Annotated in this window: 15 protein-coding genes; 3 read left to right on the top strand and 12 right to left on the bottom strand. The window is 39.9% G+C overall.

Annotated elements, in window-relative coordinates; all coding sequences use genetic code 11:
* The first annotated feature begins 85 nt into the window (after positions 1-85).
* Positions 86-1,309, top strand: coding sequence for a DUF711 family protein (locus GM698_RS01450; RefSeq protein WP_176812388.1), 1,224 nt, complete (start codon positions 86-88; stop codon positions 1,307-1,309).
* Positions 1,310-1,351: 42 nt separating this feature from the next.
* Here GM698_RS01450 and GM698_RS01455 read toward each other — a convergent pair whose 3' ends face one another.
* The 6 genes from GM698_RS01455 to yegQ form a co-directional block, all read right to left on the bottom strand.
* Entirely contained in the window at positions 1,352-2,473 is a 1,122-nt protein-coding gene (locus GM698_RS01455; RefSeq protein WP_209289541.1) for an N-acetylmuramoyl-L-alanine amidase, read from the bottom strand.
* A 29-nt stretch (positions 2,474-2,502) separates the two neighbouring features.
* Entirely contained in the window at positions 2,503-2,985 is a 483-nt protein-coding gene (gene tsaE, locus GM698_RS01460; protein WP_159629401.1) for a tRNA (adenosine(37)-N6)-threonylcarbamoyltransferase complex ATPase subunit type 1 TsaE, read from the bottom strand.
* On the bottom strand, positions 2,985-3,539 hold the full coding sequence (orn, locus tag GM698_RS01465; RefSeq protein WP_176808118.1) for an oligoribonuclease: 555 nt from the start codon (positions 3,537-3,539) through the stop codon (positions 2,985-2,987). Before orn ends, tsaE begins: the two co-directional genes overlap by 1 nt.
* On the bottom strand, positions 3,536-4,033 hold the full coding sequence (coaD, locus tag GM698_RS01470; RefSeq protein WP_176808117.1) for a pantetheine-phosphate adenylyltransferase: 498 nt from the start codon (positions 4,031-4,033) through the stop codon (positions 3,536-3,538). Before coaD ends, orn begins: the two co-directional genes overlap by 4 nt.
* A 9-nt stretch (positions 4,034-4,042) precedes the next feature.
* Positions 4,043-5,326 (bottom strand): lipid IV(A) 3-deoxy-D-manno-octulosonic acid transferase, encoded by a 1,284-nt coding sequence (gene waaA, locus GM698_RS01475; protein ID WP_176808116.1) that lies wholly within the window; start codon positions 5,324-5,326, stop codon positions 4,043-4,045.
* Between the two features lie 117 nt (positions 5,327-5,443).
* Positions 5,444-6,823, bottom strand: coding sequence for a tRNA 5-hydroxyuridine modification protein YegQ (gene yegQ / locus GM698_RS01480; RefSeq protein ID WP_209289542.1), 1,380 nt, complete (start codon positions 6,821-6,823; stop codon positions 5,444-5,446).
* 128 nt (positions 6,824-6,951) lie between these two features.
* Between yegQ and GM698_RS01485 the strand changes: the two genes are divergently transcribed.
* A complete protein-coding gene (locus tag GM698_RS01485) occupies positions 6,952-7,323 on the top strand; it encodes a cytochrome b562 (protein ID WP_209289543.1) in 372 nt (123 codons plus the stop codon).
* A 37-nt stretch (positions 7,324-7,360) separates the two neighbouring features.
* Here GM698_RS01485 and dnaE read toward each other — a convergent pair whose 3' ends face one another.
* The 3 genes from dnaE to lptF all read right to left on the bottom strand — a co-directional run bounded on the left by dnaE (position 7,361) and on the right by lptF (position 13,131).
* On the bottom strand, positions 7,361-10,837 hold the full coding sequence (dnaE, locus tag GM698_RS01490; protein WP_209289544.1) for a DNA polymerase III subunit alpha: 3,477 nt from the start codon (positions 10,835-10,837) through the stop codon (positions 7,361-7,363).
* A gap of 88 nt (positions 10,838-10,925) precedes the next feature.
* Positions 10,926-12,023 (bottom strand): LPS export ABC transporter permease LptG, encoded by a 1,098-nt coding sequence (gene lptG / locus GM698_RS01495; protein WP_159629389.1) that lies wholly within the window; start codon positions 12,021-12,023, stop codon positions 10,926-10,928.
* Positions 12,024-12,033: 10 nt separating this feature from the next.
* Entirely contained in the window at positions 12,034-13,131 is a 1,098-nt protein-coding gene (gene lptF, locus GM698_RS01500; protein WP_176808113.1) for an LPS export ABC transporter permease LptF, read from the bottom strand.
* Between the two features lie 321 nt (positions 13,132-13,452).
* Between lptF and pepA the strand changes: the two genes are divergently transcribed.
* Positions 13,453-14,949: a leucyl aminopeptidase gene (gene pepA, locus GM698_RS01505; protein ID WP_176809771.1), complete on the top strand. Its 1,497-nt coding sequence runs from the start codon at positions 13,453-13,455 to the stop codon at positions 14,947-14,949.
* Between the two features lie 155 nt (positions 14,950-15,104).
* On the opposite strand, the gene ppnN is transcribed toward pepA, so the two are convergent.
* The 3 genes from ppnN to GM698_RS01520 are packed head-to-tail and all read right to left on the bottom strand — an operon-like array spanning position 15,105 to position 19,216.
* Positions 15,105-16,472 (bottom strand): nucleotide 5'-monophosphate nucleosidase PpnN, encoded by a 1,368-nt coding sequence (ppnN, locus tag GM698_RS01510; protein ID WP_176812384.1) that lies wholly within the window; start codon positions 16,470-16,472, stop codon positions 15,105-15,107.
* A gap of 47 nt (positions 16,473-16,519) precedes the next feature.
* Positions 16,520-17,284, bottom strand: coding sequence for a tRNA cyclic N6-threonylcarbamoyladenosine(37) synthase TcdA (gene tcdA / locus GM698_RS01515; protein WP_209289545.1), 765 nt, complete (start codon positions 17,282-17,284; stop codon positions 16,520-16,522).
* Complete coding sequence (locus GM698_RS01520) at positions 17,285-19,216, bottom strand: ABC transporter ATP-binding protein (RefSeq protein WP_209289546.1); 1,932 nt, start codon at positions 19,214-19,216, stop codon at positions 17,285-17,287.
* Positions 19,217-19,232 lie beyond the last annotated feature (16 nt).

A 19,232-nucleotide genomic window follows, 5' to 3' on the forward strand; every position in this document is an offset into this window, starting at 1 on the left:
ATCCTGATAAAAAATAACCGCTTGTGTAAGCGGTTATTTTTTTGCTATTCTCTGCGAAAACGCAACATATAAAAAGGAAAATCCTATGCAAATCTACCAAAATAAAGCACTCTGCCAAGTGCGAACCATTACCTTATTTCTCAGCCTTACCAAAGATAAATCACAATGGGAAATAGCTCTAAAATCTGCCAAAACGGAATTTGATTTACTTGTGCCAGCTATCCAAAATCAAGGCTATTCACTGCAATCTATTCGCATCGTAACTAACAGTTTTGGCGAATATTTAGATTTAACCAATATTGACACAGCGAAACAAGATTTAGCCTATCTGAAAAATTTATTGAGCGAATTAAACGACAGCGGATTGCGAATCCGTTTTGCGATTGGAGAAGCCAAAACGGCTCAAGAGTTAGCACTTTTGCCTGAACTTATTCTAAATTATGGCGATTTATCTAACGCTTGTGTCAATGTTGAACCCGATGAATTTGGCATTTTAGATAATGATAAAATTTTACAATCTGCTCAAATTGTGAAGCAAATTGCTGACATTACACCTAGAGGCGAAGGTAACTTTAATTTTACCGTTAATTTTAATTGCAAGCCGTTTATTCCTTATTTCCCTGCGAGTTATCACTCTAGCGAGTTGCCAAATAGCTTCGTTATTGGCTTGGAAACACCTGATTTATTAGTGGCAGTATTAAAAGGGCTACATAAAACTGAGCATAATGATTTCTATCGCCAATGCTATGACGTGATGGCAGAGGCACTTCAATATCACGTTGATGAAGTATTAACGGCGGTCAAATCTGTACAAGATTCACTAACATTTAAATTTGCAGGTATTGATAGCTCTGCGGCTCCGTCAAAAAATTGTGCTTCAATGACAGAAGTGTATGAATTAATGGGTGTCCCTTATTTTGGAGCAGCTGGCACCGTTGAGGCTTCATCACTGCTCACCAAAGTGTTTAAATCCGTTAAAAATGTACCGCTTGTGGGTTTTTCTGGCTTAATGCTTGCTGTTACAGAAGACTTAGGGCTTGCTGAAGGCACGCAAAAATCACAATTTGATATTAGGGCATTGCTTACTTACAGTGCAGTATGTGGGATAGGTTTAGACACAGTTCCTATTCCGAGCGATGCAAGTATTGAACAAATTGCCGCATTAATGCGAGATACAGGAACAATGGCATTTAGGCTCAATAAACCGCTAACTGTGCGTTTATTCCCCATTCCAAATAGAAAGGCGGGAGACATAACCGAGTTTGAAAGTGATGATCTATGTAACTGCAAAATTTTGGCAGTACCTTAATAGTCAAAAAGGCTGATGAATTAAATTCATCAGCCTTTCAATTTACTTCACTTTTAACTTTTTCCCCACCGTAATCTGATAATTTTTTAAGTTATTCAGCTCACTAATTTTTTGTGGAGTTGTGCCGTATGCTCTGGCAATGGAGTAAACCGTTTCGTCTTTTTGGACAATGTGATAGCCATTATTCGATACTTTAACACCTTTCTTGTAAGAAGAGTGGTCTTCCTTATTTTTTACCTGTTTTTCCTGATTTTTAGACGTTCTCTCTTTGATCTGCGACTCTTTCTTGGTTTCTTTTGAGGAAGCTTTCTTCTCTTTCTTGACTTTAGTCGATCTCTCTTGTTTTTTCGTTGCCGCTTTTTTATCGTTTTTATATGCTTTTTTACTTACGCTCAATGAGTCTGAATCATTTTTATAACGATAAGCTACCAACCCCTGATAAATCGCTTTCGCTAACTGGCGACGATAATTCTCACTTGCCAGTTTTGCCTCTTCCGTTGAATTCGATAGAAACCCTGTTTCGATCAATACTGATGGGATATCTGGTGAACGCAATACACTCAAACTTGCGTGTTGTGGAGAGGATTTAACAAGTGAGGTGAGACCTGCCATTTTGTCTAAAATGGTTTTACCTAACTCATAGCCTGTACGTTGGGAATGCGAAAATTGCAAATCCAATACTGTTTGGTTTAAATAACGCTCTTTATTGCTGGCAAGCACTGAACCTGCCCCTCCCAGTAATTCCGATTGTTTTTCGTGATCTTCTAACCATTTTCCCATTTCATCACTAGCACGGCTATTAGAAAGCACCCAAACAGAAGCACCTTTTAAGGCATCTCCTCTTGGAGAGGAATCTGCATGAATAGAAACCAATAAATCAGCACGATGTTTCCGTGCAATTTCGGTACGCTGTGGTAATTGAATAAAATAATCACCATTACGCGTCATCACCGCCTTAAATTTCGGGTCAGCATCTAATAAAACTTTTAGCTCTTTAGAGATAGCGAGTGTCACATTTTTTTCTAAAATACCTAAGTTTTTCCCAATTGCTCCTGGGTCTTTTCCGCCGTGCCCAGCATCAATTGCTACGATAGTTTTGGCAACACTCGAAAAACTTAATAAACTCAACGCACTAAAAGCAATATATTTGATAACTTTATTCATCACCTTCCCTACAAGCGGTCTATTTTTGATTAAAATTTACTAAAAGATTTTGCTACAGATTGATTTTGTGGAATAACCGTAATTTGTCGCCCTTCATCCATATAATCAATTTGAATGACAAAATCAGCCTCTGGAATCATTCCCTCACCTTTACTTGCCCATTCAAGCAAACACAATGTTTGTGGTTTGAAATAATCACGCATTCCCATAAATTCTAGTTCTTCAGGGGCAGCTAAGCGATATAAGTCAAAATGGTAAACATTAAAAGGGGAAAGATGATACTCTTCAACTAACGTATAAGTTGGACTTTTGACATTACCTTGATGCCCAAATGCTTTAACAATACTACGAGTTAAAGTTGTTTTACCTGCACCTAAGTCGCCATTTAGATAAATAACAAGAGCGTGATTGCTATCTTGCAATAAATATTTTTTGAGCACTAATGCAAACGATTGACCAAATTCAAGTAATTTGGTTTCATTTCCACAGTAAAAAGAGAGTAAAGCTGCCATTATTTTTCATCTACGTTAATAAAATGTTTCCGATAAAATTTCAATTCGTTAATAGACTCACGAATATCATCTAACGCCAAGTGCGTATTGCCTTTACTGAATTTTTCTAACATCTCTGGCTTCCAGCGTTTTGCCAATTCTTTTAAAGTACTCACATCTAAATGGCGATAGTGAAAATAATCCGCCAGATCAGGCATATATTTATAAAGGAAACGTTTATCTTGTGCAATACTATTACCGCAAATGGGCGAAGCTCCTTTCGGTACCCAGCGTTTTAAGAAATCAAGGGTTTGTAATTCTGCCGCACGCTCAGTAAGTTTGCTCGCTTTTACACGCTCAATTAAACCATTTTCTGAATGAGTTTTCATACACCAATCACTCATTTTTCCTAACAATTCATCAGATTGATGAATTGCCAAAACAGGGCCTTCCGCTAGAATATTCAGATCTTTGTCGGTCACTATAGTTGCAATTTCAATAATGCGTTCTTTTTCAGGATCTAAACCCGTCATTTCCAGGTCGATCCAAATTAAATTGGGTTCCTTTTGAGTCATTTTATTTCCTCTCCGCTACTTTTCGTAAAGTCTAGTGCATTTTTGACCGCTTGTGGTACAAATTGGCTAATATCACCCTTGTGACGATAAATCTCTCTCACCATTGTGGATGAAAGATAACGCCATTCTACCGAAGGTGGGAAGAAAATGGTTTCTAAATCGCCTGATAATTTATGATTTAATTGAGCCAGTTGGATTTCATAGTCGATGTCATCAGCTCCACGAATACCTCGAATGAGAGCTTTTGCATTATGCTGTTTAGCAAAATCAGCCAGTAAGCCACTAAAACCAATCACTTCAATATTATCAAGCTCTGCACAACTTTGTTTTACCAATTCAACTCGTTCTTCAAGGCTAAGGAGTGGCTGTTTACTTGGGTTTTTAGCCACTGAAACGATCACGTTACTAAATAGCCTTGATGCCTTGTAAATAATATCTAAATGTCCATTCGTAATTGGATCAAAGGTTCCTGCATAAATAACGGTATAACTCATTTTATTTCTCTACTCTGTACCTATATAGGGAGCAAGCAAATCTAAATGGCGTTTCAACGCGCCTTGATTTTCTTGCAATACACTAAAACCTGACTGTGCAATTTCTTGACCAAGACTTGGTTTTTCTAGTAAAAATTGCACCTTTTCAGCTAGCATTTCTGCTGAACTTTCTATTTCAATGACCCCTTCAACATCTCGTAACTTTTCAAAAATCTCGGGGAAATTATAGGTGAATAAACCTGAAATGACAGGAATCTTAAAAACTATTGGCTCAAGCGGATTATGCCCTCCGTGCTTTACTAAGCTCCCTCCCACAAAAGCTATGTCCGCAAGCCCATAGAGTATCATCATTTCACCAATGGTATCACCTAGTAAGACTTTGGTGTCTTGACTTACTGATTGATTATTCGTGCGTTTGACATAGCTCAACCCTGATTTTTCAATCAATAACTCAACACGATCAAAACGTTCTGGATGTCTCGGAACTAGAACTAATAACAAGTGAGGAGAGCGTTGCAAGAGCAATTTATGTGCTTCTAAAATAAGTGTTTCTTCACCTTCATGCGTACTAGCTGCGATCCAAATCGCTCTATTTTGTAAATTTAGTTGTTCTTTTGTATCAACGATAAGATCACGCAGCTGTGCTGTGATTTCCAAATCAAATTTAAGATTGCCTGTGTTTACCATTTTGGCAGGATTATAGCCTAATGCCAAATAGCGATCTTTACTCACTTCATCTTGTGCCATAATAAGAGAAATTTGATTTAGCATATCCTTCATACTCTCTCTAATCCAGCCATAACGTTTCGCTGAACGAGGTGATAGTCTGGCATTAGCAATCACAAACGGAATATGTCGCCTATTCGCTTTGCGGATTAAATTTGGCCAGAGCTCTGTTTCAATCACAATAATTAATTTCGGATCGACAAAATCTAAAAAACGCTCTACGGCATCAGGTAGATCGTAAGGTAAATAAAAATGTGAGACCGAATCACCAAATGCGGCTATTACTCGATCCGAGCCTGTTGGTGTTACCGTTGTAATAATAAGTGGGAGTTCAGGATATTGCTTTCCAATCGCTTTAATAAGCGGGGTTGCCGCAATCACTTCGCCCACAGAAGCGGCATGAATCACAACACCTTTTGCTTTTGGCTTTTCAGCCTCTTCATATATACCATAACGCTCCCATAAACGCTTACGATAGGCAGGTTGTTTCCCCCCTTTGTACCACATTAAAAAGAGTACAATTGGCTGCAATAAATAACTTAAACAAATATAGAGTAAACGCAGCATTTATTTTCCTTACAAGCGGTCTTTTTTTTCTGATTTTTTGCAAATCTTGCCTTATTATACCTAAACATAAACCACGAAATAGCTTGGATTTCGTGGTTTACATTATTTTAAACGAAATTATGCTTGATGCGGATTGCGAGTATTGGCATTTACTAAGTTACGCATTAATAAGGCAAAATCCAGATCAACATCTTGTGGCACATCTAAAAAGACAAAATGCCCGTCACCCAGTGCCGCATCTACATTTTCATTTTTACGATTAAGCATACGTTCGATTTTAAATACAATATTGCCTTTTGGCGTCATCATTTCCACCGAATCGCCGACTAAGAATTTATTTTTAACCGCCACTTCTGCCATACCTTGCTCATTGCGTTTGCCAGTAAACTCCCCCACAAATTGTTGGCGTTCGGAAATCGAATAACCATATTCATAATTTTGATATTCATCGTGCGTGTGGCGACGTAAGAAACCTTCAGTATAGCCACGATGTGCAAGGCTCTCAAGCGTATCTAATAACGACTCGTCAAATGGCTTACCCGCTGCGGCATCATCAATCGCTTTGCGATAAACTTGAGCGGTTCTTGCACAATAATAGAATGATTTGGTACGCCCTTCAATTTTAAGCGAATGCACGCCCATTTGGGTTAAACGTTCCACGTGTTGTACCGCACGCAAATCTTTTGAGTTCATAAAATAAGTACCGTGTTCATCTTCAAAGGCAGTCATTTGCTCATCAGGACGCTGCGATTCGGTATAAAGGAAAACTTTATCCGTTGCCTCGCCGCTACCTAAGGTTGGGGTGACATTTTTGATCTCAATTTCAGACTCGTATTTCGGTACAATTTGACCGACTTCATCGACTTTACCCTCTTCCATTTTGTATTCCCAACGGCAAGCATTGGTGCAAGTGCCTTGGTTTGGATCACGCTTATTAATGTAGCCTGAAAGTAAGCAACGACCTGAATAAGCCATACATAACGCACCGTGAACAAAAATCTCTAATTCCATCTCTGGTACTTGTTGGCGAATTTCTTCAATTTCTTCTAATGATAATTCACGCGATAAAATCACACGAGTTAATCCCATTTGATACCAAAATTTTACTGTTGCCCAGTTTACCGCATTTGCTTGTACTGAAAGATGAATATCCATTTCAGGAAAATTTTCACGCACAAGCATAATTAAACCAGGATCCGACATAATAAGAGCATCAGGTTTCATATCCACAACCACTTTTAGATCTTTAATAAAGGTTTTTAATTTGGAATTATGAGGTGCAATATTGACGACCACATAGAATTTTTTACCTAATGAGTGAGCTTCATCAATCGCAATTTTTAAATTCTCGTGATTAAATTCATTATTACGCACACGCAAGCTATAGCGTGGCTGCCCTGCGTAAATGGCATCTGCACCATAGGCAAACGCATAACGCATATTTTTCAACGATCCTGCAGGCGAAAGCAATTCAGGTTTGGCATATTTTAAGGTCATATCATTCTCTTTTTTCTGATAACAAGTCAGGACTTTCCCAGAGGAAAGTGTAAGCGGTCTATTTTCTAAGAAATCTTGCATATTGGCAAGTTAATCCATTACAATCTCTCTTTTTATGTGGGGAAACAATGAAACTTAAACTCTTTTTAGCAACAACTGTGTTCGCATTTTCAACCTTAGGCAACGCTCAAAGCATCAAAATGGAAATGATGCAGCTCAATATGAATACCAGCAAATTGATGAGAGCAAAGAGCGCAGACGATTTTCAGGCAATCGCAAAAGATTTTATCGAGATTACCGAGAAAACCAAATCGATGTTGCCTGACAGTGTAGAGGGCGATAAAAAAGCAACTGAAGATTACCAAGCTGGAATGCAGAAATTGATTGAGGTGGTAAAAAAAGCGGACGAAAAAGCCCAATCAGGCAATTTACAAGCGGCTAAAATGATGATTTCAGAGCTTGAAATGCTCAAACGTGAATATCACAAAAAATATAAATAATTGAACATAAAGGGTAAGTTAAAACTTACCCTTTCATTTATTCAAATTCTAATTCCACCGCATTTTCACCCAGTAAATCTTTTAGTTCCGAAAACATCTGCTCATTAGGCGTTATTCGCCACTCTACGCCCCCTTTCAGCAACGCACGCCCCTCTGGACTTTGGTAATAGAAATGCAGTGGTAACGTGCCTTCCTTGTGAGGCGCGATGATAGCGGTCATTTTTTTGAGAAAATTGGCAGAAAGCTGCTCTTTACTAATAGCAAGTGCCAAACTTTTTGCAAATCTGCTGCGAGCGTCATCAAGAGAAAGCACTTCCCTTGCCGACATTTTTAGACCACCACTAAAATCATCAAACTGCACAGAACCTGTGGCGACAATAATTTGATCTTGTTGCATTAAATGCCCAAAATTTTCCAATGCTTCAGAGAAAAGCGTAATATCGAGCTTACCCGAACGGTCTTCAATCGTTGCGATACCAATACGGCTACCACGCTTTGTTACTGCTACCCGTGATGCCATTACCATACCAGAAACCGTGACCATTTGCCCTCTGAAAGTCGGTTGTAACTCGTTTAACCGACTAGGGGCATAGTGCGATAACTCTTTCAAAAATCTGCTAATTGGATGCCCACTTAAATAGAGCCCTAATGTTGCACGTTCGCCATCTAAAATAGTCTGTTCAGACCATTTTGGCGTATTTGCATAGGCATTTTGTACTTCTTCGGGTGTTTCAGTCAGCACACCAAACATATCGCTCTGCCCTAACTCTTCCATTTTCGCGTGCTGATCGGACGCTTTAAGCGCATCTTCTAAATTTTTCATTAACGCCGCACGATGTGGACCAAGTTTATCAAAAGCACCTGACATAATCAGGCTTTCAAAAGTTCGACGGTTAATTTTTTTCAGATCGACACGAGCAGTTAAATCAAACAAATCTTTGAATTTGCCGTCTTTGTTACGAGCAGCTAAAATCGCCTCAATCGGACCTTCTCCAACGCCTTTAATTGCACCAAGCCCATACACAATTTCACCTTTTTCATTTACGCTAAAGCGGTGCTTTCCGCTATTTACATCAGGTGGTACAACGGTTAGCCCCATATTTATACATTCATCGTAAAAGCCAACGATTTTATCGGTATTATCCAATTCTGAAGTCATCACAGCGGCCATAAATTCGGCTGGATAATGGGCTTTTAACCAAAGCGTTTGGTAAGAAACCAAGGCATACGCTGCTGAGTGCGATTTATTAAAACCATAGCCTGCAAACTTTTCTACTAAGTCAAAAATTTGACCTGCAAGTTTTCCATCAATCCCTTTTGATTCTGCCCCTTTTTCAAACACTTCACGTTGAGCCGCCATCTCTTCGGGCTTTTTCTTTCCCATTGCACGGCGAAGTAAGTCCGCTCCACCCAGCGTATAACCAGCCAGCTCTTGGGCAATCTGCATTACTTGCTCTTGGTAAACAATAACACCGTATGTCGGCTCTAAAATTGGTTTTAAGCATTCGTGCTGATATTGTGGATCTGGGTAAGAAACCTCTTCTTTACCATGTTTACGGTCGATAAAGTTCTGCACCATACCTGATTCAAGCGGACCTGGTCGGAACAATGCGACTAGCGCGATAATATCTTCAAAACAGTCGGGTTTTAAGCGTGAGATCAAGTCTTTCATACCCCTTGATTCAAGCTGGAATACCGCCGTTGTTTTCGCGGCGAGCAATAAATCAAAGGATTTCTTATCATCAAGCGGAATCATTTCAATTCGAATCGGCTCTTTACCCTCACGAGATAACCGCTCATTTATCATTTCCAACGCCCATTTGATGATAGTCAGCGTACGTAGCCCTAAAAAATCAAACTTCACCAGCCCGGCATATTCCACGTCATTTTTATCAAAATGGGTAACAGGGTGTAATCCTTCGCTATCGCAATAAAGTGGTGAAAAATCAGTAATAGACGTTGGGGCAATGACCACTCCACCTGCGTGTTTACCTGCATTACGCGTTAAACCTTCGAGCTTACGCGCCATATCGATAAGGTCTTTCACTTCCTCATCGGTTTCATATAGCTCTGGCAATTTCGGTTCCGCAGCAAACGCCTTTTCTAAGGTCATACCTGGATCAAGAGGGATCAGTTTAGAAATCCGATCCACGAAACTATAAGGATGCCCAAGCACACGTCCTACATCTCGAATTACCGCTTTCGCTGCCATTGTACCGAAGGTAATAATTTGTGATACTGCTTGCCGCCCATAGGTTTCCGCCACGTGTTCAATAACTCTGTCTCGCCCATCCATACAGAAATCCACGTCAAAATCAGGCATTGAAACACGTTCAGGGTTTAAAAAACGCTCGAAAAGCAAGTCAAATGCTAATGGATCGAGATCCGTAATTTTTAACGCATAAGCAACTAACGACCCTGCTCCCGAACCACGCCCAGGACCAACAGGAATGCCATTATCTTTCGACCATTGAATAAACTCCATTACGATCAAGAAATAACCAGGAAATCCCATTTGATTGATAACATCTAATTCAACTTGCAATCTTTCGTCATAAACTGACCGCTTGTTAGCTCGCTCTGAGGAATCAGGGAATAAAAATGCTAAACGCTCCTCCAACCCCTCTTTTGATTTTTTCACTAAAAAATCTTCGGTAGAAAGCTCACCCGTTGGAAAACTTGGCAGGAAATATTCCCCTAAACGCACAGTTACTGAACAACGCTTAGCAATTTCTACCGTATTTGCTAACGCACTAGGTAAATCAGCAAAGAGCTTGCACATTTCCTCTTCTGAACGGAAATATTGCTTAGGTGAATATTTTTTCGGACGTTTTGGATCGTCTAAAGTGTAACTATCGTGAATTGCAACACGAATTTCGTGAGCATCAAAGTCATCTTCTTTGAGGAAAACAACATCATTGACCGCAACTAATGGAATTGCATTTTTTCGTGCAAATTTAACCGCTTGTGTGATGTAGCGTTCTTCGTCCGCTCGCCCCGTACGGCAAACAGACAAGTAAAAATGATCGGGGTAATATTGTTGATAAAAGGCGAGTTTTTCCGTAGCTTCTTGCACGTTTTCTTTGAGTAAGGCTTTGCCCACATCGCCCATTCTCCCGCCCGAGAGAATAATGATACCTTCATTGAATTCAGCAAGCCATTCATATTTGACCATCGGATATTCAAAATAGCCTTGCTGATAAGCTTTAGAAATGATTTGAGTGATATTGTGATAGCCTTTGTTATTTTTGGCTAATAAGGTAAGCTCAACATAGCCATCACCACCTGACTCTGATTTAACATAAATATCAGCCCCAATAATTGGTTTAATGCCCGAGCCTAATGCTTCGCCATAAAATTTTACTAAGCCACAAAAATTTGTAAAATCGGTTAAGCCCATTGCCACCATATTGTTGGCGACAGCAGTTTTAACTAATGATTTAACCTTCGCTAAACCATTAATCATAGAGAAATCACTGTGTACTTTTAAATGAACGAAACGACAATCAGACATAGAATTAGGGTAGAATTAGAATTTTTCAACAGGATTTACAAGCGGTCGTTTTTACCACTTTTTTTGTAAAAACGACCGCTTGTAAACATTAATCACGCTTTTTACTTAACAACCACCAAACCACAACTAAACAGAGTAAACTTGGAATTAATGCCCCAACTGGCACAGGTAGCCAAGTCGCAATCAGGCTTAAATTTCCAAATACAATGTTCGCCACATAAAACATAAAGCCCGCAACAATACCAATCACGATTTTAGCCCCCATCGTGCTGCTGCGTAGTGGCCCGAAGATAAACGAAATCGCAAGTAACATCATCACAGCCATTGAGATCGGTTGGAATACTTTACGCCAAAAGGTAATTTCAAAGCGTTTTGAATCTTGCCCCGTATCTTTTAGGAAGCCGACATAATCTGCCAATCCTGAAATAGAAAGAGACTCTGGTTTTAGCGAAACAATACCTAATTTGCTTGGCGTGAGGCTGGTTTGCCAAACCTGATCGGGCTGTTTGCCTTGTTGGATCTGGTTTTCGCCTATTTCCGATTTTTCAATGTTAGAAAGCACCCAGCCTTTTTCATCGTTATATTTGGCTTCTTCGGCTTTTAACATCGATTGTAATTCACGTTTATTTTCGCCTTCACCAAATTCATAAATTAACACATTACTCAGACTTTTTTCATTATTTATTCGGTTGATATAGATAAATGAGTTTCCATCTTTTGCCCAAAAACCATCTTTCGTCGCAAGCATTGATCCACCACTTTGGGCAATAGAACGCATATTACGAGCAAATTGCTCAGTTTGTGGCACACCCCATTCACCAATAATCATCGTAAAAATAACAAGTGGTAAGGCTGTTTTCATCACAGCTAAGCCAATCTTAAAGCGAGAAAAGCCCGACGCCTGCATTACCACTAGCTCACTACGATTGGCAAGATTACCCAAACCTAAAAGTGAGCCTAATAACGCCGCAATCGGGAAAAATGTTTCAACATCTTTTGGAATCGTTAAAATCGTGTAATAGGCTGCTTTTAAGCCATCGTAAGAGCCACGACCGACATAACGAAACTCTTCTACAAACTTAATGATCGCCCCTAACCCTATCAACATAAATAAGGTTAAAAAAATCGCCCATAAAATGGTTTTTCCGATATATCGTTCTAAAATATTCATTGTGAAAAATTGCATATACACCGCCTTATTGGTTAATTTTCAGCGGCAAACCGTGATAGCGTAATTTCGACATAAATTTACCGTTCCACATATTTAGCATAATACCTAAAATTAAAAAGGCGATAGAAACCAGTGGCATTAATATTTCAGCATTGAGTTTGCCTGAAGAGCCAGATGATTTCAGCAAGCTTTGCAACAAGAAATAAATCAAGTAAAGCAACAATGCTGGCAACAGTTTTGCAAAGCGTCCTTGGCGTGGATTGACGCTGCTCATCGGAACGGCCAGTAATGCCATTAACGGCACGGCAAAAATTAACGCTAAACGCCAATGGAATTCCGCTTTTGCCTCGGGCGTATTTGTTTCAATTAATTTTTTTATATCTGCACGTTGCACTAATTTCTCGTCTGACTCCACATCTTGATAACCTAAATAAGCTGAATAAGTTTCAAAATGAGAAATGCGAAAATCAGGGCTTTGTGGTGTGCCCTCAAAACGTTTACTTTCCGTCAGTGATAACACCTGATCGCCGTTTGGCAACCCCTGCAAAGTCCCTGATTCTGCCACTGCTACGGAAGGTTTGTTGCTCTTTTTTTGTTCGGGCTGAAAAACATAAATATCTTTTAAACTATTATTTTCAATCTTATCAATAAAAAGGACATAGCCTCCCGCAGATATAAATTGCCCAGCCGAAAGTGCCGCAAAACGAGGGTTTGCTTTCGCTTCTGCCAATAATTCACTTTGTTTATTAATTGCCCAAGGAGTGAGCCAAAATACGTTATATGCCGCCAATACCGTTGTAAAAACAGAGAGTAACATCGCCACTTTCACTAATAACCCAGACCCAACACCACAAGCTCGCATTACCGTAATTTCACTTTCTGCATAAAAACGTCCAAGCGTTAATAGTAGTGCAATAAAAAGTGACAACGGTAACATTAACTGTGCCATTGTCGGCATACCTAAACCTAATAGGCTAACAATTAAATCTGCAGGCACTTTACCACTGACTGCAGAGCTTAGCACACGCACCAATTGCTGACAGAAAAAAATCAACAAGAGGATAAACAATATTGCTACTTGGCTTTTAAATATCTCTTTGGTTAAATATCGGCTTAAAATCACAATGTTTTTCTCTATTATTTTAAAATCTTCATCGCTCGCTTATCATAAATACAAGCGGTGTGTTTTTATGCTTTTTTTACAAATGCAAATTTACTCTCAAAAGAGAGTAATCATACTTTTTAGATAAAAAATCTCTGCTAGTATAAAGTAAAGAAGCTAAAAGAAAAACCAGTAAAATTATCCATATAACCAAGAAGTTGGTTGATATTTCAATATAAGACGTAAATTCTTGAAAATTTTATTATACTAAGCACTTATTTCTATTTTCATTTATGATTGAAATACTCGACTCAACACAAACGATATAATTAGGGAGCAATAATGGAATTTAGCGTTAAAAACGGTAGCGTTGAAAAGCAAAGAACGGCTTGTTTAGTTGTAGGGGTTTATGAACCTCGTAGGCTTTGTTCCGCGGGGAATCAATTAGACAAATTAAGTAACGGCTATATTAGCTCGTTAATTAGGCGAGGCGATTTAGAAGGCAAAGCAGGGCAAACCTTGTTATTACATAACGTACCAAATGTGGCAGCCGATCGCGTATTACTTGTAGGCTGTGGGAAAGAACGCGAACTCACTGAACGCCAGTACAAACAGATTATCCAAAAAACTGTACAGACCATTAACAATACAGGCTCAATGGAAATGATCTGCTTTTTAACTGAACTGCATGTTAAAGGTAGGTCAGCGTATTGGAATGTTCGTTTTGCTATTGAAGCTATTCAAGAGCATCAATATGCTTATACTGATTTCAAAAGCATTAAACCTGAAGTGCGTCGTGAGCTACGCCGTGTGGTGTTTAATGTCGCAAATCGTAAAGATTTAACGGAGGCTGAACGTGCGTTAGAACACGGAAAAGCCATCGCATTCGGGGTAAGTTGTGCCAAAAATGTAGCAAATTGTCCACCGAATGTGTGTAATCCTAAGTATTTATCACAACTCGCACAAAAATTAGCTGAACATTATGAGCCCATTTCTACCACTATTATTGATGAAAAACAAATGGCAGAACTTGGAATGAATGCTTATTTAGCTGTCTCTCGTGGTTCTGAAAATCAGGCTTTTCTCTCTGTGATTGAATATAAAGGCAATCCAAACCCCGATGCTAAACCGATTGTGCTAGTAGGTAAAGGCTTAACCTTTGACTCTGGTGGCTTATCCATTAAACCTGCAGAAGCAATGGATGAAATGAAATACGATATGTGCGGTGCAGCCAGCGTTTACGGCACAATGAAAGCCGTTGCTGAAATGAAGTTACCGCTTAATATTATCGGTGTTTTAGCCGGCTGTGAAAATGCAGTTGATGGCAAATCTTACCGACCTGGGGATATTCTTACCACAATGTCTGGCTTAACTGTTGAGGTGCTAAATACCGATGCTGAAGGGCGTTTGGTATTATGTGATACGCTCACTTATGTCGAACGTTTTAACCCAGAACTGGTCATTGATATTGCCACCCTCACAGGGGCTTGTATGATTGCATTAGGTAATCACAATAGCGGATTAATGTCACCATCTAACAGTTTAGCCAACGAATTATTAACCGCATCAGAACAAGCGGACGACAAAGCGTGGCGTTTACCGCTAGGCGAAGAATATCAAGAGCAACTTAAATCTAACTTTGCCGATCTTGCCAATATCGGCGGACGCTTAGGTGGAGCAATTACCGCAGGTCAGTTCTTGTCAAACTTCACTAAAAAATACACTTGGGCACATTTAGATATTGCTGGCACAGCGTGGAAATCGGGTGCGGCAAAAGGGGCTACTGGTCGTCCTGTTAATCTTTTAACCCAATTCTTAATTAACAAAGCAGAAAGCTAATGACAAGCGGTTAAATTTCCGTAAAATTTTGCAAGTTGCAAAAACCACCCAAATGCTTTCATTTAAGCACTGGCTCTGCTAACGGATCCGTAAAGAGCCAGTATAGTGATTAATATTTAGGCGTAATTATAGCGATAAAGGATTGATGCCTCAAATCAATCCTTCACAATCTCATAGCAAGGCTGGTAAGGTTGCCCAGTTGGAATTTTCATTCTATGCTGAACAACAAAACGCTGTAGCAAGCGGTCAATTTCTTCCATTAATTTACGATCGCCGTGTAATTTAAATACACCATATTGTTCAATTAGATCTGATGTTTCAGCTTTAATATTCCCCGCAACAATACCCGAAAATGCTCGTCTTAAATTGGCTGCCAACTGCTCTTTGGGTTGATCTAAACTTAAATTCAGATTTGCCATACTTTCGTGGGTTGGAATAAATGGCGTAATAAAATCTTCTTCAATTTTTAATGACCAGTTGAAATTATAAGCATCTCCACTTTCATAACGGCGATTTTTTACCTCTACCATTGATTGCTTCACTTTACGAGCAACTAGAGCGGGGTCGTCAATAATAATTTCATATAAGCGACGAGCCTCTTCCCCTAACGTATCGCCAATAAATTTATCAATCGCATAAAAATAATCAGCAGACGCTTTGGGGGCGGTTAAAATCAGCGGTAATTTTTGTGCATTATTGGCTGGATTTAATTTAATGCCAATAATATAAAGTAACTCTTCCAATGTACCTGGTCCACCTGGAAATACCACGATAGCGTGCCCCAAACGAACAAAAGCTTCTAAGCGTTTTTCAATATCAGGCATAATCACCAATTCATTCACAATTGGATTTGGCGGTTCAGACGCAATAATCGAAGGCTCTGTAATGCCTATAAAGCGTCCATTTTTGTAACGCTGATTCGCGTGTCCGATAGTGACCCCTTTCATTGGCGCTTCCATTACACCTGCACCACAACCCGTTACGATATTTAGCTCACGCAAACCAAACTCTTGTCCTACTGCTCGGCAATATTGGTATTCAATGTCATTGATAGAATGCCCACCCCAACAAACCACTAAATTGGGGTCGGTGTTCATCTCTATCGCTTTTGCATTACGCAAAATTGAAAAAACCGTATTGGTGGTTAAGGTTTCTAGCGACGCATTCTCAAGCGGTGGAATCGCATTTTTCAACGCATTTACAAAAACAATATCTCTTAACACCGCAAACAAATGGTATTGAATATTTAAAATCATCTTACCATCTACAAAAGCAGTTTCAGGCGGATTATGCAGCTCAAGCGACACACCTTTTTCACGGGTGAGTAATCTCATTTCAAAATCAGGATGTTGGCTCAATAAAGCACGGCTATCATCGGTATGAGCCCCTGAACTTAGCACCGCTAATGAGCAATTACGATACAACTGATATAAATTCCCTTGCGTATTTTTAGCCAATAATCGCATTTCTAAATGAGAAAGCTGCTCCATACTCCCTTTGGGGTTTACTCTGTGTATTGTCATAATATCTCCTGTATTTGCAAAAAATTAAATAAAAACGACCGCTTAGATTATTTCAGCAACTTCGCAATCACACGACTTACCGCAAAAAAACCAAATGTTGCGGTAACCATCGTCACCGCCCCAAAACCGTTGGCACAATTCATCGTAGCAGAAACTTCACATCCCTCACCCATTTTCGGGAAAATTAACGGCTGGGTAGAAAATACACAATCTATGCCAAACTTGCGTTTGGGATTTTGGCTGAAATGGTATTCCTTACGCAATAATGAACGCACTTTTGAGGCAAGCGGATCTTGAATGGTTTTGCTCAAATCTGCAATTTGAATTTGAGTTGGATCGGTCTGCCCACCAGCTCCGCCCGTAGTAATCAACTTGATTTTATGACGCTTGCAATAAGCAATCAGTGCTGCTTTCGTTTTCACCGAATCAATCGCATCAATCACATAATCATAACCACGATTGAGGTAATCAGGAATATTCTCTTGCGTGATGAAATCATCAATAATCTCAACCGCACATTCAGGGTTAATTCGCTCAATCCGCTCTTTCATCGCCTCAGTTTTAAGTTGAGCCACCGTGCCACTCATTGCGTGAATTTGACGATTAATATTCGTTACACAAATATCATCCATATCGATCATAGTAATCTTACCAATGCCTGAACGAGCCAACGCCTCCACCGCCCAAGAGCCAACACCGCCAATACCAATCACGCAAATATGTGATCGACTGAGCTTTTCCAGCCCTTCGGGCGTGTAAAGCCGCCCAATGCCGCCAAAACGCTGTTCGTAGTTGTCTAATCTTTCAGCCATTTATAGATTTCCGTTTTTGATATTTTCCAACTCTTCCCAACGCTCAAACGCTTGTTCTAATGCGGCTTCGGCATCCGCTAGCTGTTGCAATTTCTCGTTGGTGTAAACCTGATCTTTTGAGAAGAAATCAGAACTGTTTACCTCGTGCTGCAAAGCCTCGATTTCCGCTTCTAAGGCTTCCATTTTTGCAGGCAACTCGTCTAACTCTCGCTGATCTTTGTAAGAGAGTTTAACCTTTTTCGCTTCCGCTTTTGGCTTTTCTTGCTTTGATTGCTCTTCTACAAGCGGTTGTTTTTTCTCAATTTTTTGCGAATTTGAAGCCAATGTTGTGTGGTAATTTTCCTGCTGCTGTTTCGCATCAAAATAGCCGCCAATATATTTGTTCAGTACGCCATCGCCTTCAAAGAAATAACACTCTTCCACCGTATTATCAATAAATTGACGATCGTGGCTCACAATCAGCAAAGTGCCTTGATAGTCCGCCAACATCTCTTCCAATAATTCAAGGGTTTCTACATCCAAATCATTGGTCGGTTCGTCCAGAATTAGCAGGTTATTCGGTTTCAACAACAATTTTGCCAGTAATAAACGGTTTCGCTCACCACCTGATAAGGCTTTAACAGGCGTCATCGCCCGTTTTGGTGGAAACAAGAAATCTTGTAAATAGCCTAAAACGTGGCGTTTTACGCCGTTTACTTCCACATCTTGTTTTCCATCTGCCACGTTATCCATCACTGTTTTTTCTAAATCTAATTCCGCACGATATTGATCGAAATAAGCCACTTCTAATTTTGTACCACAACGGATTGAGCCTGAAGTGGGTTGTAGCTCACCCAACAATAATTTGATGAAAGTGGTTTTTCCACAGCCGTTCGGCCCCACTAAAGCAATTTTGTCACCACGCTGAATAGTGGCGGTGAAGTTTTTGAGCAGCGTTTTGCCCTCAATTTCATAGCTGGCATTTTCCAGCTCAAATACAATTTTGCCGCTACGTGCGGTTTGATCAAGCTGAATTTTTGCTGTGCCTTGTACTTCTCGTCGGCTGCGACGTTCTTCTCGCAACGCTTTTAAGGCACGCACACGCCCTTCATTACGAGTACGGCGAGCCTTAATCCCTTGGCGAATCCACACTTCTTCTTGAGCCAGTTTTTTATCAAACAGTTCATTTTGTAACGCTTCCACACGCAGATCTTCGGCTTTCTCTTCCAAATATTTATCGTAATTGCTTGGATAAGAAACCAGCTTGCCACGATCCAAATCCACAATGCGAGTCGCCATTTTGCGGATAAATGAACGGTCGTGAGAAATAAAGATGATCGAACCTTTGAAATCCAGCAACAAATTCTCCAGCCAAGTAATTGCCTCCACATCTAAGTGGTTGGTCGGCTCATCAAGCAACAAAATATCGGGATCTGCCACTAACGCCCGAGCAAGCGCCGCACGACGAACCCAGCCGCCCGAGAGTTCACACAAACGTTTTTCTGGATCAAGCTCCAACAATTTCAAGGTATCTTGAATCCGATTTTCAAACTGCCAGCCGTTGCTATGTTCAAGTTGAGCCTGTACTGCAGACAATTTCGCTAATAAATCATCGCTATAATCTGTCAGCATTTGTTGCGAAATGTGGTGATATTGCTTTAATAATTCGCTTAAATGAGCAATTCCCTCCGCCACATAATCAAACACCGTTTCTTGAATATGACGAGGTGGATCTTGCTCCAAACGAGTCACCACAATATCTTTTTCAAAAATCAACTTGCCGTCATCAAGTTGTACTTCACCAGCAAGCACTTTCATTAAAGTCGATTTGCCTGCCCCGTTTCTTCCTACCAAACACACTCGCTCGTTTGGTTCAATGTGTAATTCGGTGTGATCTAATAAAGGATGATCGCCAAAACCTAGATAGGCGTTGGATAAATTAAGTAGTGCCATAGTTTTTACATCAGAA

It is taken from the genome of Mannheimia sp. ZY171111, assembly GCF_017750945.1.
Lineage (GTDB): Bacteria > Pseudomonadota > Gammaproteobacteria > Enterobacterales > Pasteurellaceae > Mannheimia > Mannheimia pernigra.

What these genes read in the sequence shown, in the direction of transcription:
- GM698_RS01485 (WP_209289543.1), top strand. Translation starts at nt 6,952, where the DNA reads ATGAAACTTAAACTCTTTTTAGCAACAACTGTGTTCGCATTTTCAACC.
- pepA (WP_176809771.1), top strand. Translation starts at nt 13,453, where the DNA reads ATGGAATTTAGCGTTAAAAACGGTAGCGTTGAAAAGCAAAGAACGGCT.
- GM698_RS01455 (WP_209289541.1), bottom strand. Translation starts at nt 2,473, where the DNA reads ATGAATAAAGTTATCAAATATATTGCTTTTAGTGCGTTGAGTTTATTA.
- lptG (WP_159629389.1), bottom strand. Translation starts at nt 12,023, where the DNA reads ATGCAATTTTTCACAATGAATATTTTAGAACGATATATCGGAAAAACC.
- dnaE (WP_209289544.1), bottom strand. Translation starts at nt 10,837, where the DNA reads ATGTCTGATTGTCGTTTCGTTCATTTAAAAGTACACAGTGATTTCTCT.
- GM698_RS01450 (WP_176812388.1), top strand. Translation starts at nt 86, where the DNA reads ATGCAAATCTACCAAAATAAAGCACTCTGCCAAGTGCGAACCATTACC.
- coaD (WP_176808117.1), bottom strand. Translation starts at nt 4,033, where the DNA reads ATGAGTTATACCGTTATTTATGCAGGAACCTTTGATCCAATTACGAAT.
- GM698_RS01520 (WP_209289546.1), bottom strand. Translation starts at nt 19,216, where the DNA reads ATGGCACTACTTAATTTATCCAACGCCTATCTAGGTTTTGGCGATCAT.
- yegQ (WP_209289542.1), bottom strand. Translation starts at nt 6,823, where the DNA reads ATGACCTTAAAATATGCCAAACCTGAATTGCTTTCGCCTGCAGGATCG.
- tsaE (WP_159629401.1), bottom strand. Translation starts at nt 2,985, where the DNA reads ATGGCAGCTTTACTCTCTTTTTACTGTGGAAATGAAACCAAATTACTT.
- waaA (WP_176808116.1), bottom strand. Translation starts at nt 5,326, where the DNA reads ATGCTGCGTTTACTCTATATTTGTTTAAGTTATTTATTGCAGCCAATT.
- tcdA (WP_209289545.1), bottom strand. Translation starts at nt 17,284, where the DNA reads ATGGCTGAAAGATTAGACAACTACGAACAGCGTTTTGGCGGCATTGGG.
- ppnN (WP_176812384.1), bottom strand. Translation starts at nt 16,472, where the DNA reads ATGACAATACACAGAGTAAACCCCAAAGGGAGTATGGAGCAGCTTTCT.
- orn (WP_176808118.1), bottom strand. Translation starts at nt 3,539, where the DNA reads ATGACTCAAAAGGAACCCAATTTAATTTGGATCGACCTGGAAATGACG.